The sequence below is a fragment of the Sphingobacterium sp. JUb20 genome (assembly GCF_004342035.1).
Classification (GTDB): Bacteria; Bacteroidota; Bacteroidia; order Sphingobacteriales; family Sphingobacteriaceae; genus Sphingobacterium; species Sphingobacterium anhuiense.
Genome location: NZ_SLYV01000007.1, coordinates 113693 through 128243, shown reverse-complemented (window position 1 = coordinate 128243; position 14551 = coordinate 113693). Strand labels below are relative to the sequence as shown.

The 14551-nt window shown below is 34.9% G+C and carries 15 protein-coding genes and 2 tRNA genes; 7 read left to right on the top strand and 10 right to left on the bottom strand.

Annotated features, from left to right (window positions below; translation table 11 throughout):
* Positions 1-92: 92 nt before the first annotated feature.
* The 6 genes from EDF66_RS13250 to EDF66_RS13225 all read right to left on the bottom strand — a co-directional run bounded on the left by EDF66_RS13250 (position 93) and on the right by EDF66_RS13225 (position 5620).
* Complete coding sequence (locus EDF66_RS13250) at positions 93-1220, bottom strand: glycosyltransferase (RefSeq protein ID WP_132843188.1); 1128 nt, start codon at positions 1218-1220, stop codon at positions 93-95.
* 9 nt (positions 1221-1229) lie between these two features.
* Positions 1230-2180, bottom strand: a complete 951-nt coding sequence (locus tag EDF66_RS13245) for a glycosyltransferase family 2 protein (RefSeq protein ID WP_021188136.1) — start codon at positions 2178-2180, stop codon at positions 1230-1232.
* 100 nt (positions 2181-2280) lie between these two features.
* Positions 2281-2877 carry a DUF4199 domain-containing protein gene (locus EDF66_RS13240; RefSeq protein ID WP_132843187.1) on the bottom strand — a complete coding sequence of 199 codons (597 nt, stop codon included), beginning with the start codon at positions 2875-2877 and terminating at the stop codon, positions 2281-2283.
* Positions 2877-3551: a hypothetical protein gene (locus EDF66_RS13235; protein ID WP_021188139.1), complete on the bottom strand. Its 675-nt coding sequence runs from the start codon at positions 3549-3551 to the stop codon at positions 2877-2879. The genes EDF66_RS13240 and EDF66_RS13235 overlap by 1 nt, the downstream gene beginning before the upstream one ends.
* Before the next feature lie 2 nt (positions 3552-3553).
* Positions 3554-4822 (bottom strand): dihydroorotase, encoded by a 1269-nt coding sequence (locus EDF66_RS13230; RefSeq protein WP_132843185.1) that lies wholly within the window; start codon positions 4820-4822, stop codon positions 3554-3556.
* A 234-nt stretch (positions 4823-5056) separates the two neighbouring features.
* Complete coding sequence (locus EDF66_RS13225) at positions 5057-5620, bottom strand: UbiX family flavin prenyltransferase (RefSeq protein ID WP_132771829.1); 564 nt, start codon at positions 5618-5620, stop codon at positions 5057-5059.
* A gap of 358 nt (positions 5621-5978) precedes the next feature.
* Between EDF66_RS13225 and EDF66_RS13220 the strand changes: the two genes are divergently transcribed.
* Complete coding sequence (locus EDF66_RS13220) at positions 5979-6632, top strand: ankyrin repeat domain-containing protein (RefSeq protein ID WP_132843184.1); 654 nt, start codon at positions 5979-5981, stop codon at positions 6630-6632.
* Between the two features lies 1 nt (position 6633).
* Here EDF66_RS13220 and EDF66_RS13215 read toward each other — a convergent pair whose 3' ends face one another.
* Both EDF66_RS13215 and ribD read right to left on the bottom strand, forming a co-directional pair.
* Positions 6634-7914, bottom strand: coding sequence for a DUF2851 family protein (locus EDF66_RS13215; RefSeq protein ID WP_132843182.1), 1281 nt, complete (start codon positions 7912-7914; stop codon positions 6634-6636).
* Positions 7915-7943: 29 nt separating this feature from the next.
* Positions 7944-8990, bottom strand: a complete 1047-nt coding sequence (gene ribD, locus EDF66_RS13210) for a bifunctional diaminohydroxyphosphoribosylaminopyrimidine deaminase/5-amino-6-(5-phosphoribosylamino)uracil reductase RibD (protein WP_132843181.1) — start codon at positions 8988-8990, stop codon at positions 7944-7946.
* A 203-nt stretch (positions 8991-9193) separates the two neighbouring features.
* Here ribD and prmC point away from each other — a divergent pair, with 203 nt between their 5' ends.
* Positions 9194-10048 carry a peptide chain release factor N(5)-glutamine methyltransferase gene (prmC, locus tag EDF66_RS13205; RefSeq protein WP_132843179.1) on the top strand — a complete coding sequence of 285 codons (855 nt, stop codon included), beginning with the start codon at positions 9194-9196 and terminating at the stop codon, positions 10046-10048.
* A 138-nt stretch (positions 10049-10186) separates the two neighbouring features.
* Positions 10187-10262 (top strand) — tRNA-Lys (locus EDF66_RS13200).
* A gap of 204 nt (positions 10263-10466) precedes the next feature.
* On the opposite strand, the gene EDF66_RS13195 is transcribed toward EDF66_RS13200, so the two are convergent.
* Complete coding sequence (locus EDF66_RS13195) at positions 10467-10832, bottom strand: winged helix-turn-helix transcriptional regulator (RefSeq protein ID WP_021191443.1); 366 nt, start codon at positions 10830-10832, stop codon at positions 10467-10469.
* 99 nt (positions 10833-10931) lie between these two features.
* Between EDF66_RS13195 and EDF66_RS13190 the strand changes: the two genes are divergently transcribed.
* Positions 10932-11462 (top strand): NAD(P)H-dependent oxidoreductase, encoded by a 531-nt coding sequence (locus EDF66_RS13190; RefSeq protein ID WP_132843178.1) that lies wholly within the window; start codon positions 10932-10934, stop codon positions 11460-11462.
* A 194-nt stretch (positions 11463-11656) separates the two neighbouring features.
* Here the strand turns inward: EDF66_RS13190 and EDF66_RS13185 are convergent, their stop codons facing one another.
* Complete coding sequence (locus EDF66_RS13185; RefSeq protein WP_165902443.1) at positions 11657-12091, bottom strand: immunity 22 family protein; 435 nt, start codon at positions 12089-12091, stop codon at positions 11657-11659.
* 149 nt (positions 12092-12240) lie between these two features.
* Here EDF66_RS13185 and EDF66_RS13180 point away from each other — a divergent pair, with 149 nt between their 5' ends.
* The 3 genes from EDF66_RS13180 to EDF66_RS13170 all read left to right on the top strand — a co-directional run bounded on the left by EDF66_RS13180 (position 12241) and on the right by EDF66_RS13170 (position 14403).
* Positions 12241-13317: an agmatinase family protein gene (locus EDF66_RS13180; protein WP_132843175.1), complete on the top strand. Its 1077-nt coding sequence runs from the start codon at positions 12241-12243 to the stop codon at positions 13315-13317.
* A 227-nt stretch (positions 13318-13544) separates the two neighbouring features.
* Entirely contained in the window at positions 13545-14240 is a 696-nt protein-coding gene (locus EDF66_RS13175) for an SMUG2 DNA glycosylase family protein (protein WP_132843173.1), read from the top strand.
* Between the two features lie 90 nt (positions 14241-14330).
* A tRNA-Lys gene (locus EDF66_RS13170) sits at positions 14331-14403 on the top strand.
* Positions 14404-14551: the final 148 nt, after the last annotated feature.

Genomic DNA, 14551 nt, shown 5'->3' with positions numbered 1-14551 from the left:
TCTGATTTTTCTGATAAACCTGGCTGGAAATAAATAGCAATCAGTCCCTAAATAATTGTATATGAAAAGCTTTATACATTAAATTTTAAAGATTATTTCGCCAATCGAATTATTTCTTCACCAAAGATATCCCAGCTATATTTTTTCTTTTCCTCTTTCATATTTTCACGAAAGACACTTCCTTTATTTTGATCATAAAAAGATGCTATTCCTTTTACAATTTCCGCTACATTAGGTTCGACAACGGTACCAACGAGTCCATCGTGCACCAATTCTGGCAGTCCGCCTACTCGAGTAACGATCATAGGAAGATCAAAGTGATAGGCTACTTGGGTAATACCGCTTTGTGTCGCAGTTCTATAGGGTAATACGACAACATCGGCTGCACAGAAATATTTGCCAACTTCATCATTCGGAATAAAGGAAGTATGGAGATAAACACGGTCTTGCAAACCGTACTTTTGAATTAGTGACTGGTAAAGATCTTCATCTCCATAAAACTCTCCAGCTAGCAATAATTTTACATTTAATTCCTTAAGTTCTACTTTTCCTAACGCTTCCAAAAGCATATCCAATCCTTTATACTGGCGTATAAAACCAAAAAACAAGACAACTTTGTCTTCCACTGGTATCTTCAGCGCTGCTCTTGCTTGTTCTAGACTAATGCTAGGACCATAGTTATCGTATAAAGGATGTGGTGTATAAGTTGCAGGTATCTTAGAATTGATCTCTTTTAAATCATCCAAAACACTTCTACTCATCGTCACACAACCATCAACAGCATTTAAGAAGTATTTCGCTAATATTTGATCTCCAATCCGATGTTCATGTGGAATGATATTATCAGCAATACATACTACTTTTGTGTGTTTGTTTTGACGTACAATTCTCTGAATCGTTCCAAGGCAGGGCCCAAAGAAAGGCATCCAGAAGCGCACGATTAAGAGATCATAATTTGCTTTCTTTAGTTCCAGTCCTATTTTGATCCAGTTAAAAGGATTGACAGAATTCACCTTTGAAAAAATTCGTAATCCATTTGGTGCGGACTCATCTGAAAATTGCGATTTACCAGGAAATAAAAAATTGGGGTACTGGAGTGAAAAAGAATAAATATCCACCTCATGTCCCATTTGCTGATAATGCTCCGCCAATCGTTCATTAAATGAAGCTATCCCCCCTCCTCTTAATGGATATGCAGATCCTAAGATAACAATGCGCATTTCTATTAATTATATTACTTTCTCGATCTGATAATTATTACGATCTGTACTGTTTCTCGAAACCAATTCTGCCAAAAAACCGGTTAGAAACAATTGTGAACCAATGATAATCGCTGTCAATGATAAAAAAAACATCGGCTGATCTGTGACATCTCTAAATGGTGTCCCAGCGGCGATACTCATCAATTTGTGACAGATCAAGTATAAAGTAATAATAAGACCTACTAAAAAACTCACTACACCCATTACACCAAAGAAGTGCATAGGACGTTTAGCAAATTTTCCAACAAAAAATATGGATAATAAATCAAGAAAACCCTTTACAAAACGACCTGCACCAAATTTGGTTGTACCGTATTTTCTTGGATAATGCTGTACAACCTGTTCTTGAATATTGGTAAAACCTGCCCATTTCGCTATAACAGGAATGTAACGATGCATTTCTCCATACACTTCAATGTTTTTAACAACATCTTTACGATATGCTTTCAATCCACAATTAAAATCATGCAAATTATTAATTCCCGACATACCTCTTGTCACAGCATTGAACAGTTTAGTAGGTAATGTCTTTGTAAGTGGATCATAGCGTTTCTGTTTCCATCCAGAAACTAGATCTGCCCCTTTATTCATTATACGATCATACAATTCCGGAATTTCGTCAGGACTATCCTGTAAATCGGCATCCATTGTAATTACCACATCACCTTGAGCTGCTGCAAAGCCAACATTTAAAGCAGCAGATTTACCGTAATTACGTCTAAATTTTATTGCTGAAATATTGTTATTGCTCTTTTTTAATTCTTCAATTATAGCCCATGATTTATCCTTGCTTCCGTCATCAACTAAAATAATTTCATAAGAAAACTGGTGTTTAGCCATCACACGGTCTATCCATGAGGTTAGCTCTGGTAAAGATTCTTCTTCATTAAGAAGGGGAACAACAACTGAAATATCCATATGTACGTTGATCATTGTCAATATATTTGCTTTATAAACAAGTTAAGGTATCGTCATTCTGACAACACCTTAACGTAATGATTTTTTTAAATTTATTCTTTTAAACAGCAGGATTACTGCTAGCTTTTTGACCATTTTTTGTCAAAGCGGCTAACATTAGGGCAAACAAAAAATAAGGAAGTAAGGTGATAATAAAACCTTTTGCACGAGCGCCCAAAGTCATGTTTGCAACCGATTCATTATCTTTCTCCATTTGTTCAATGCTTACATCTATTGTTTTTTGCTTTTCTTCTTCACTGGCAAAACCTGTACTTCTTTCCATACTTTCAATCCGAGCATTCATCATTACATGAAAATTTTCTTCCTGAAGAGTTGGTTCTACATATTTTAAATAGGTAAAGGTACTTACTGAAGCGACTAAATGATTAATTACAAGCATGATGTAAATACATTTCAACGCCTTACTAAAGTCCCAGATACCTCCCATTTTTTTTCGTAGCGCAAAGGTTATTAAAACCGTCACACCTAAAAATAAAATAAAATTAAAAAATGGATTGCTGTACTGCAATAAGGCTGATCCTTCTAACGGCTTTACTACATAAATGGAACATAATCCTAAGAAAAATGAAATCACCCCTAAGCCAACACCATATAGGATACTTGTAATCTTACTATTTTTGTCAACACCAACTTCCATTAGCCCTTGTAAAAGTTAGTAATAATTTGATAAAGAGCTGCATCGAAAGCTTTGTTTTCACTGTGAGATTCATACTCTTCAAACTGCGCATCTTTAGGGTTAATCTCACTGAAGAAACTTATGATTGCATAAAATAGCTCATAAACCTCACTTGATGGATTGATTGTTTTTGCAGTTTTTGCAATTTCTGCATATGTACTTTCTACTAAAATTTGATTGGCAATGATATCTTCATAAATCTCATGCTCATCTTGAAACTCATCTTCATCAACCAATAAAAACTCCTTCAAGTAATCATCTAAATCAGGATCAATCTCATCATCTTTACATTCACGTAAGTATAAAAATATATTCAATAGTTCTGTACCGCGATCTATTGTTTCATCTTCGATTTTCTCCCATTCTTCAGACTCCAAATAATCTTCTTCTAATTTTTGAATATCAATAGAAAAAAAGTTCATCAATAACAGATCGACATATACTTCTCTTAACTCATCAAATAGTGGATAGTCATCAAAAGCTTCATCCAATAAAGCCAATTTATCGATATATTTTCCATCGGTATCAAAAACATGCTCAACTTTTGTTAAAAATTCTGATTTTGTTTCGATGTTATCTACTCTACCGTAGGTATTAATCCCTGCAGCAACAGCCGCTTTAATATTCGCTTCCATTATTAAGCATTTTTTATGATTTGACCATTATTGATCACTAATTTAACTTTCCCTTTTAACTCTTTTCCGAACAAAGGACTATTTCTAGATTTGGATCTGTTTGATTCTTGATCAAAAATCCAATTTTCATTCATACTGAATAGCACCAAATTGGCCACTTCACCCTCTTTTATTTCAGGCAAAGTTAATCCAACTACCCGTCGTGAATTTACAGCTAATTTTTCAACTATCTGTTGTTCGTTTAATCCTGCTTTGATTAAAAGAGGTAAAACAGTCTGTAAACCAATTATACCATTTTTTGCGATATGAAATTCAACATTTTTAAATTCAATTTCATGCGGAGTATGTTGTGAAACAACAGCATCAATAACACCATCCTTCAATCCTTTTATTAACGCTTTTGCATCGGATTTGGTACGCAACGGGGGACTTACTTTATAATTACTATCAAAATCAACAATTTCATCATCAGTAAAAACCAATTGATGTGCGGCAACATCACAGGTAACCTGAATTCCTTTTGCTTTTGCCTTTTTTATCAAATCTACCGCTTCGGCTGTACTTATCGTAGTAAAGTGAATAGGTGACTCGGCATATTCAGCTAGATAAAGGTCACGAGAAACCATCAAAGACTCTGCAAGATTAGGAATACCTTTCATACCTAAATAAGTACTCATCACCCCTTCGTTCATTTTATTACCTCCCGCCATTGAAGCATCTTCTGGATGAGCAATGATTAAGCCTCCAAATCCGCGCGCATATAATAATGCACGGCTCATTAAACCAGCATGCTGCATACTTTTATTACCATCACTAAAAGCAATGGCACCAGTCTGTTTCATATCATACAACTCAGCCATTTCATGACCTTCGCGATTTTTACTCACTGCTCCGATCGGTAAAATATCTACCAAATTACCTTTTGCAATATTGACAATTAAAGCGACTTCAGCCCTGCTTTGGATTGCCGGTTGCGTATTGGGCATCACAGCAACAGCAGTGTACCCTCCAGCGGCGGCAGCTGCCGATCCAGAAGTAATATCTTCTTTGGTTTCCAAACCTGGCTCACCAAAATTAGCATTTAGGTCAAAGAAACCTATAGAAAGGATATTTCCTGAACCATCGAATATTTCTATATTTTTATCAGCGACTTCAATGGAATTTGCAATTTTGGAAATCTTTCCTTTTTCAATGAATACATCAACCACCTGTTGATCAAATTCATTTCCCGGCAAAACCACTTTGACAGAAGTAATTAATACGCTTTTCATATGCTTAAGAAGTTGAAATTTATTGGATTTGAATAGTAAGTACGCACAATTTTAAAGCACACTAATACTCTTTCCTTAGTAGAATTCAATAAAAATAGCGAGTTTTCTCTTTGAAAATTAGAGGAAGGATTATTTTTAATACGTGTAGCTTTAGACTGCTTCATTTCAAAAAACAAAGTTACAAAATACTATCGATTCTCCATTGAATTTTAGAAAATATTCACGTAGCTATCGCTATTCTGTTCCCCACTGATAATGATTAAAATTAAAACCAGCCAGACTCAACACCCGATCCACGACTGTACCTGCCAATTCATCAAAAGTTTTTGGCAAACTGTAAAACGACGGTGATGCCGGGCAGATAATACCACCTGCATCAGTAACAACTTTCATATTTTGAATATGAATATGACTTAAAGGTGTTTCTCTAGTTACTAAAATTAATTTTCTACGTTCTTTCAATATGACATCAGCTGCCCTTGTTGTTAAATCAGAAGAAATACCATGCGCGATACGTGCTAAAGTCCCCATTGAACAAGGACAGATAATCATCGTGTCAAATCGTGCAGATCCCGAAGCAAATGGCGCAAAAAAATCATTTTTACTGTAAAACTGGAAAGGGAATTGTTCATAATCTTTATTTTGCAACTCCTCCTGCCACACAACTTTGGCATTGTCAGACATTACTACTCCCACTTCACTGATCTGATCTTTTAATTCCATCAGTCGATTTAGCAGAACCTTAGCATAGATGGAACCACTTGCTCCTGTTATTGCTACTACAATTTTTCTAGACATAATTTCCTTTTAATAAAACAAAGCTATAAAAAAGGGTCGAATAAGGAATATTCGACCCTACATCTACCTATGAAAAACAAACCCTTGGGAGGGGCGTATACAAATATACCATAAGTGTGAATATTTTAAAGGATTTTTTAAAAAAAAGAATAATTGTTACAACTATATTCCTAAAAATAATTAAAAACACCTTATTTATTACCTAAAAGCCTGATAAATTAAAACTTAACAAGGTTATCTACATGCACAACCAATGATTATTAATAAAAAATAATCTGTACATTTCTTTTATAAATCCAGATTTTCATCACTTTTTTTTTCTATTTTAGTTACCGTTAAGATCGTATAATACTAGAAAATGAGTTTAAGTATATTAGAACAATACATCGAATCTGGAAATAGTAGAAATTTAGATTTGCTTTTAACAAGCAACCCAGCCTTAATCTTAGAAGAAACAAGTCACGGCATTTCGCCTTTATTACTAGCTTGCTATTTTCATAAACCTCAAATCATCCGCGTTCTTCTTCAGCACAATCAAGGCTTAAATATTCATGAAGCAGTGGCTGCCGGCTTGGATAATTATATTGAAGCGATGATTAAACAGTTACCTTCAGTTGTTAATGAGGTCTCCACACATGGTTATTCTGCCCTCGCTTTAGCGACCCATTTTAATAAAGAAGATGTTGTTCGTCTATTACTTGCACATAAAGCCAATCCTGATATCCCTACCCAAAATGAGGAACATCTCTACCCGCTTCACATTGCTCTTCTAAATAAAAACACGGCAATTACAAAGCTACTTATTGAAGCTGGAGCAAATGTTAACAACAGACAGCAAACAGGTCTTACCCCATTGCATTTAGCAGCACAACAAGGAAATATTGAAATTATCGTTTTACTCCTTGAACATGGAGCTATTATTGAATTAAAGAACTCCAATAACAAAACAGCATCAGATCTCGCTGCCTCAAAAGGCTACAGTGATATTGCAACAATACTTAAGGATATGTAAACTAACGCCGGAGCAATTCTAAGCCAATCCCACAACGTAAGCATTGTTTTGAATCGCAATACTTCCTTTTTATATGCAACAAACCTTGTGAATGTGCCGCATGCCACGCATTAACCCCTATATCTTCAAATTTTTGAATAATATTATTTCTTTCAGTTGGTAATTCTTCTAGCCATCGCATTGCCTTTTCTTTCAAATCTTCCAGCTTAAAGTAAGCCCCATAAGAAAATGTTAATGCAATAAATGCATTAATAATCAAGCTATTTTGACTCATTTCACTTAAACTATGATCACTAGTCGCTAAGGATTGCTTCGCAAAACTAAAATGAGTCTTCCAGTAATGAGTAACCCTTATATTATTAAGTAGCGATCTAAATTCACTTAAATTTTCAATCGCTAAGATTCCTTGTAGACGAACACTTTCATTTTGTAACAAACTGGCTAATTGAGCTATTCGAATAGTGGGAAAATTGTGAGGTCGCATCCGTGAAAAAAGCAGTGGAAAATGAGTTTCTTTTAAGGAATAGGCTTTTTTAAGATAAAGATATTCCTTTTGTAATTGTAGAGGATATGCTTCGTCAAAAGTAGAATTTAAAAAACCCCCCTGACCAAAAATCATAGCTTCCAATTTACTGATATCTGTCCTATATTTCAGCAATAATAAATTTGACAATTGCTCGCCTAAAGCCTGAAAAGCGTCTGCATTTACTTTAAATCCGAAACTTCGAAACAGCCATATAAAAAATATTTTCTCCCAATCTCCATCAAATTTTTGTAGTAATTCAAGTATCAATCTTGACTTATCTTCCATTCTTTCTACTGTCATACGCTCTACCCAGCTCTCCACTTTAAAACTATCTAAATGAAGTATCTGACTTTCACATGGAATCCAACGTTGCCCATCCATTAAACGCTGATATTGCTTCAGTAATTCTTCAGAAACATAATCCGACAGTCTGAGTGTTGGCACAAGGGAGCCATCTTCATGAATCACTTCTTGATCATGATCCCACACAACATGTAAAATTACATTTGCATATTTTGCATCTTTTTGATGTCCATGTAGAAACCAATCAGATGATCTGACATGAATCTCCACATTACCTGTCCACAACTCACTTCCGATACGGATTTTTGAAAACAAGAAATCTGGTCCCGCATTGTCATTATGTTCACCTACATGTAAAACTTGGATGGATTCGCCATTAACGGTTTTTAATTGATCTGTGTGATACAGACGCAACCTCCATATGAATTGCAAAAGATCTTCAGGAATAGCCATAACCTAAAGATAATCAAATAATTTAAAGTTTATATATTTACGATAATTTCCAATTGATCATCCGAAATTTTCATAATTTCTTTCAATTCACCTTTTACCTGCGGGGCTTTTATCCCGCCATCCAAAGTACGTTTACTTTTAAAAACCCTAGCCTCATCCCACAAATTAGCTTCAATAAATAGGGACAATGTCTTTGCTCCACCCTCAATAATAATAGATTGCACATCCATTAAATACAATTGATACAAAATATTTTGAGGAAGATACCAATCATAATTTTCCAATTCGATATACTTATTATGACCAGACCATTCCGTCTTCACAGCATTAAAAATAATGGTTTCAGCTTCATCGTTAAAAATAGCAGCTTCAGCGGGAACAGAAAGTAATTTATCTATCAATATACGTTTCGGATTTTTTCCATTCCACTCGCGTACGGTCAAGCTAGGATTATCAACCAATGCAGTTTTAGCGCCCACTAAAATTGCATCTTCCTCAGCTCGCCATTTATGAACCAACTGCTTACTCGCCCCATTACTAATCCACACTTGCTCCCCTTCTTTTCCAAGATATCCGTCTGCACTTTCTGCCCATTTGAGAATAACATAAGGGCGATTTTTTTGAACACGTGTCAAAAATCTGCGATTTAACCACAAAGCCTCCTGTTCTAATAGTCCGATCTCAATAGCTATTCCTGCATTTTTTAAAATCTCTGCACCCTTACCGTTCACTTTTGCGAATGGATCTAAACATGCTATATATACTTTTTTAGGCTTGTATCTCGCAATAAGATTTGCACATGGTGGTGTCTTACCATAATGTGCACAAGGTTCAAGACTAACATAAAAAATTGACTGTCTTAATTTAGCTGCTGCCTCATCCCCATAATGGTCCAATACCTGCTGAATAGCATTAACTTCGGCATGAGCTCCACCATAAGGTGATGTAAATCCTTCTCCAATAATTTGATCATCACAAACAATAACGGCACCCACCATTGGATTAGGACTTGTAGTACCTGCTCCCAAAGCGGCCAGTTCCAGGCATCTACGCATGTAGCTTTCTTGCATATTCATATACAAAAGTATCAAAACAATACTATAACTTAAAATACGAGCAATATTGTAAATTTAGACTATCCAATAGTTCTGAATACTAGAGGAGAGATTCATCTTATTTAATAAGGTAAGTTCCAATAAAAATGACTTCAACAAATAAATTGTTTAATATCTGAGGCAATAATAATTGTAAATAAAACAAATTTATCTAAGTTTGACCAATGGAAAAATTACAAACCTACGACAGCTTATTCCAAAAAGATCTAGCTAAATTTTATGACGCAGAAGAAATCAAAAACATCTTCTATATAGTTATTGAAGATGTTTTAGGACTTTCCAAGATGCAGTACAGTCTGAACAAAGAACTGCCATTATCAGAAGAACAAAGCAGTCGGATTTCAAATATTTTAAAAGATCTGCTGAAACAGAAACCTATACAACACATCTTAAAAAAAGCTGATTTTTTTGGAGAAGTTTTTGAAGTCAATCCTTTTGTTCTAATTCCGCGGTCAGAGACAGAGGAATTAGTTGATCTGATCATCCGCAATCATCGGGATCAGCTACCGTTACGTATTATCGATATTGGAACCGGATCCGGTTGCATACCGATTTCACTTAAAAAGCATTTGCCGGAAGCCCATATTTCTGCATTGGATATTTCTAAAGAAGCTATTGCCACAGCCAAACGTAACGCACTCCGTTTAGATGCACCAATAAATTTTGTGAATGCAGACATCCTAGAATGGGAATATATCTTTCAATCCCAGCAATATGATATTATCGTCAGTAATCCTCCTTATATTACACCAAAAGAAAAAGAGGAAATGCATCCAAATGTATTAGAATTCGAGCCGCATTTAGCTCTTTTTGTGGAAGAAACTGCTCCTTTATTATTTTATGAGACGATAGCTTCTTTTGCCCTGAAGCATTTAACAGCTGAAGGTGACTTATATTTTGAAATTAATCAGTATTATGGGGATGAAACAGTCGATATGTTACAAAAAAAGGGGTTTAAAACAGTGATATTACATCATGATATGCAACAAAATCCAAGGATGATACATGCTAAAAAATAAGGTGATAAAAATTTAATCATTTCATTACCAAATAGTAACAAAATAATTTAAGAATATTTAACTTAAAAGTTGGCACATATCGTCTTTTTTTCTACCTTTGCATCACTTTCAAAAACGAAATTTCTTCAAAAAAGAAAGGATTCCGTAGCTCAGCTGGTAGAGCAATACACTTTTAATGTATGGGTCCTGGGTTCGAATCCCAGCGGGATCACCAAAAGCTTCACAGAAATGTGAAGCTTTTTTGTTATTACTGGATTTCAATAGCACCATTCGGATCGATACCATGTACTGGATGTTAAAGATATTATACGATAATTGTAAAACTGCTCCAATTGCATTTCTACCATTGAGAATTTACAACAAATTACCAACAACTTTTCCCTAGATAAAACCCCACATTATACTGTACCTAAAATATTCAGTCCTGTATTGCCTCAGCTTTATGTTTTTCACCCCACTTTCCAAGTTCTTCAATAATAAGTTTCAATTCATTTCCGATTGAAGTTAATTCATATTCAACGCGCGGAGGGACTTCAGCGTATACCGTTCGTTTCACAATTTTATTTTCCTCCAACTTACGTAGTTGTAAGGTCAGCATACGCTCGGTAATGTTTGGTAAACATTTTTTCAATTCTCCAAATCGGTGTTTTCCGTTAATTAGATAGCAGCAGATCGCCAGCGACCACTGACCGCCAATTATGTTAGAAGCATAAACCTCCAAACATTCATTGGCTAAAGCCTGCTTATTTGCAAAGTTTGTTGAAGTTTCTTTTATTTTTGTCATTACTTACTTTTTTTATAGTATCCCACAATTAGCATCTAACCTACAAAATTTATGCTTCATCAATTACTTTTGTATGAGAATTTTAAAATTAAAAGACATATGAAAACATTAGTAATTGTTATTCATCCCGATGCAGAAAATTCCATAATCAATAAAAGATGGATGGAGGAATTAAACAAGCATCCTAAGCAATATCACATCCATCAATTACATGCCATCTATCCAGATGAAAAGATTGATGTTGTAGCAGAACAGAAATTGATAGAGCAGTATGATAAAATTGTATTTCAATTTCCGTTTTATTGGTTTAATTGCCCTCCGTTATTAAAAAAATGGCTAGATGAGGTTTTTACTTATGGATGGGCATACGGAAGCAAAAGTGGCTACAAAGTCTCAGGAAAAAAGATTGCTCTAGCAATGTCGATCGGCATAGATGAGGAAGAGTACGCTGCTAACGGAAAGTATAAATACACAATAAAGGAACTGACCCGAAATTTTGAATTAACTTTTGAATATATAAAAGCCGATTATCAACCCTTCTTTGCTTATTATGGCCTAGAACAAGACAGTTCAGAGGAATGGATTGAAAAAAGTGTTACCCAATATATAGATTTCATGAATAATCTATAACATGCAGGTCAGACAAATAAATAGACACTGTCTTTCCATTGGTTATAATTATTGGATTCTTTCAAAAAGAACTTAAATTCGCTCGCTGCCGATTCCATAAAAGGAGCACATGTTACATTAGCTCCTTTTATGGAATCGATATGAGAATTCGAACGAAGCATCACCTTAATTACGTACTGATTTGTTAGGATATACTAAGCCGGAATATTAAAACAACCTATATAGGTCATATCGTTGTAATTTCCAATTGGTTTGTCTATGATCAATTCGGCATCAGCATAACATAATATGGCATTCACATTTGAAATTCCTTTGTCAACACATGCCTGATAGATTGCTACTTCTGTTTGATCATTCCATATAGGCAGTTCTTCTATAGCAGCTTGAATACTCATTTTTTTGCGACTAAAGTAAACAGTGATCCAATCTACATCATAATCATACTGTTTGTCAATTGCTTTGCTAAACTGTGAACGGAGATTAAAGTCAGGTGCATTTCTCGCATAGGTTTCATCCGTTTTAAATCGATTATAATCCTTAATAAATTTGCTTTGGTCAAAATATTTATAAAATTGTTCTTCCGTTTTATTTGATGTCCCTGTCCAAATATGGATACGTTGTTCTGCCATTTTATTTCTTATACTTTTAGTAGACTGTAAAGATAGCCTAAATTCCCGAACCTTTATTTGTTCATTTACCCTCCCTACCATGGATCAAGATATCCTTTTTAACGCAGGTAAGTTTTTTTATATTTGCAGTTCAACTAGTGATTCATAACATGTCGACAAAGCAAACAAAAATTGAAAATTTCGATCCATCACAACCTGGCTTACCAGATTCCAGCATATACGGGCTTCCCTTTACAGCTGAAGAAAGTGATATTATTGTTGTACCCGCACCTTGGGAAGTAACTGTAAGTTATGGAAGCGGTGCCAGTAATGGTCCTGATGCTATTTTAAACGCCTCATTTCAGGTTGATTTACTGCACCAGGAATTTCCGGATTTATGGAAATTAGGAATTTTCATGGATGAAACTCCTGCGCACTGGTCGGAAAACAGTGAAAAATATAAAAGTTTAGCGCAACCTATTATAGAAGCGCTAGAAAATGGTGAAGATATTGAAAATGACGCTACACTAAGAGGGTATTTAGAAGAAATAAACAAAGCTTCCAAACAGTTCAATGACGAAGTAAAAGAACGCTCATTGTATTGGATGAATAAAGGTAAGAAAGTAATTCTTTTAGGCGGAGACCATTCTACACCTTTGGGATATTATGAAGCTTTAGCTGAAAACCATGATTCATTTGGAATTTTACATTTCGATGCACACATGGATTTACGTAATGCTTATGAAGGTTTTACCTACTCTCACGCATCAATTATGTTCAACGCGATCAAACTTCCACAATTGGAAAAAATCGTTCAGGTTGGTATTCGCGATTTTAGTGAAGGAGAATTGGAAGCAGTCCAAACTTCAAACAAAGTAAAAGTATTTACTGACACAGATCTAAAAGCAAATAGCTTTGAAGGAAAAATCTGGAAAGATCAATGTGATGAAATTCTAGCACAATTACCGGAAAATGTAGCGGTCAGTTTTGATATTGATGCTTTACAGCGTTGGTACTGTCCAAACACCGGAACTCCGGTACCTGGGGGACTGTCTTATGAACAAGCAACTTACTTGTTAAGTCGATTGGCTAATAGCGATAAAAACATTATTGGTATTGATTTAGTTGAAGTTGCTCCCGGAGAAGACGACTGGGATGGTAACGTAGGTGCTAGACTTCTATTTCATTTATGTGGCGTATTTGCAAAAAATAACAAACTTGCTGTAGGATCGAAAATCAATTTTTAAAGCAAACTGCATGTACTAACGATATTTAAATAGATCATATCTACTTAAATAATGTTCAAATGTAATTAGAGCAGTAGACATTTTACATAATTGCATTTACCAGAAAACACAAAAGCCAATCTTTCGATTGGCTTTTGTTGTTATTAAATAGTGATAGGCAGTATTTGTATACGTTATATCTCAGAAAATAATTAATTTGTAAATAAATAGAATATTAAAATCAAGGTATGGACAACGCCAAGACTATAGCAACACAAATAATTGAGTTTAATAAACAATTACATTACTCAGGAAATCTTCCAGATGACTTTCGGGTATTAAATCCTTACTTTGAAAACCCGGAGACCTTAATCGTTATGGAAAAGTTTTACAACAAGTATTACGACGACACTGCTCCTAGAAAATTCATTATAGGAATCAATCCTAGCCGTCACGGTGCAGGGGTCACAGGCGTACCATTTACAGACACCAAAAGGTTAGAACACATCTGTGGTATCCCCATGAAATCTGCACATACTCATGAAATATCTTCCGTTTTTCTTTATGACATGATTAAGGAATTTGGTGGTACACAAACTTTTTATCGACAATTTTACATCAATTCACCATTCCCATTAGCCATTGTCCGCAGAACAAAGGAAAACAAATGGATCAATGCAAACTATTATGATGATAGAAACTTGTTTGCAATGGTTAAGCCATTTATGATCGAATCTCTAAAAAAACACATAAGCTTAGGCCTTGAAACAACTAACGTATTTGTATTGGGAAAAAAGAATGCAACATTTATTGAAAAAATAAATAAAGAGGAACATTTGTTCGAGAATTTAACGATTCTAGATCACCCACGCTACATCCAACAATATAAATCACGAGAAAAAGAGCATTATATAAATAAATATATCGGTGTACTAGGGACTTAGAAGTAAAGTATAAATTTTATTTGGAGTATAGTACTAGAAACTCTATCTTTGCATCACTTTCAAAAAGGGATACACTTCCAATTAAGAAAGGATTCCGTAGCTCAGCTGGTAGAGCAATACACTTTTAATGTATGGGTCCTGGGTTCGAATCCCAGCGGGATCACAAAAAAGTTTCACAAATGTGAGGCTTTTTTTATTTTTCCTGGATCCGAATAGAAGCGTTGGGATGGTTGCTGCTTTTCATTGCGTACATGCGCTAGATGATTATCCGATGTATTAATCCCAGCGGGATCAAGACACCGATCATATCA

Excerpts from the sequence above, each read along its gene's own strand:
- EDF66_RS13225 (WP_132771829.1), bottom strand. The coding sequence starts at position 5,620 with ATGTCTAGAAAAATTGTAGTAGCAATAACAGGAGCAAGTGGTTCCATC.
- EDF66_RS13180 (WP_132843175.1), top strand. The coding sequence starts at position 12,241 with ATGTCGACAAAGCAAACAAAAATTGAAAATTTCGATCCATCACAACCT.
- ribD (WP_132843181.1), bottom strand. The coding sequence starts at position 8,990 with ATGAATATGCAAGAAAGCTACATGCGTAGATGCCTGGAACTGGCCGCT.
- EDF66_RS13190 (WP_132843178.1), top strand. The coding sequence starts at position 10,932 with ATGAAAACATTAGTAATTGTTATTCATCCCGATGCAGAAAATTCCATA.
- EDF66_RS13230 (WP_132843185.1), bottom strand. The coding sequence starts at position 4,822 with ATGAAAAGCGTATTAATTACTTCTGTCAAAGTGGTTTTGCCGGGAAAT.
- EDF66_RS13235 (WP_021188139.1), bottom strand. The coding sequence starts at position 3,551 with ATGGAAGCGAATATTAAAGCGGCTGTTGCTGCAGGGATTAATACCTAC.
- EDF66_RS13175 (WP_132843173.1), top strand. The coding sequence starts at position 13,545 with ATGGACAACGCCAAGACTATAGCAACACAAATAATTGAGTTTAATAAA.
- EDF66_RS13195 (WP_021191443.1), bottom strand. The coding sequence starts at position 10,832 with ATGACAAAAATAAAAGAAACTTCAACAAACTTTGCAAATAAGCAGGCT.
- EDF66_RS13250 (WP_132843188.1), bottom strand. The coding sequence starts at position 1,220 with ATGCGCATTGTTATCTTAGGATCTGCATATCCATTAAGAGGAGGGGGG.
- EDF66_RS13245 (WP_021188136.1), bottom strand. The coding sequence starts at position 2,180 with ATGGATATTTCAGTTGTTGTTCCCCTTCTTAATGAAGAAGAATCTTTA.
- EDF66_RS13240 (WP_132843187.1), bottom strand. The coding sequence starts at position 2,877 with ATGGAAGTTGGTGTTGACAAAAATAGTAAGATTACAAGTATCCTATAT.
- EDF66_RS13220 (WP_132843184.1), top strand. The coding sequence starts at position 5,979 with ATGAGTTTAAGTATATTAGAACAATACATCGAATCTGGAAATAGTAGA.
- EDF66_RS13185 (WP_165902443.1), bottom strand. The coding sequence starts at position 12,091 with ATGGCAGAACAACGTATCCATATTTGGACAGGGACATCAAATAAAACG.
- prmC (WP_132843179.1), top strand. The coding sequence starts at position 9,194 with ATGGAAAAATTACAAACCTACGACAGCTTATTCCAAAAAGATCTAGCT.
- EDF66_RS13215 (WP_132843182.1), bottom strand. The coding sequence starts at position 7,914 with ATGGCTATTCCTGAAGATCTTTTGCAATTCATATGGAGGTTGCGTCTG.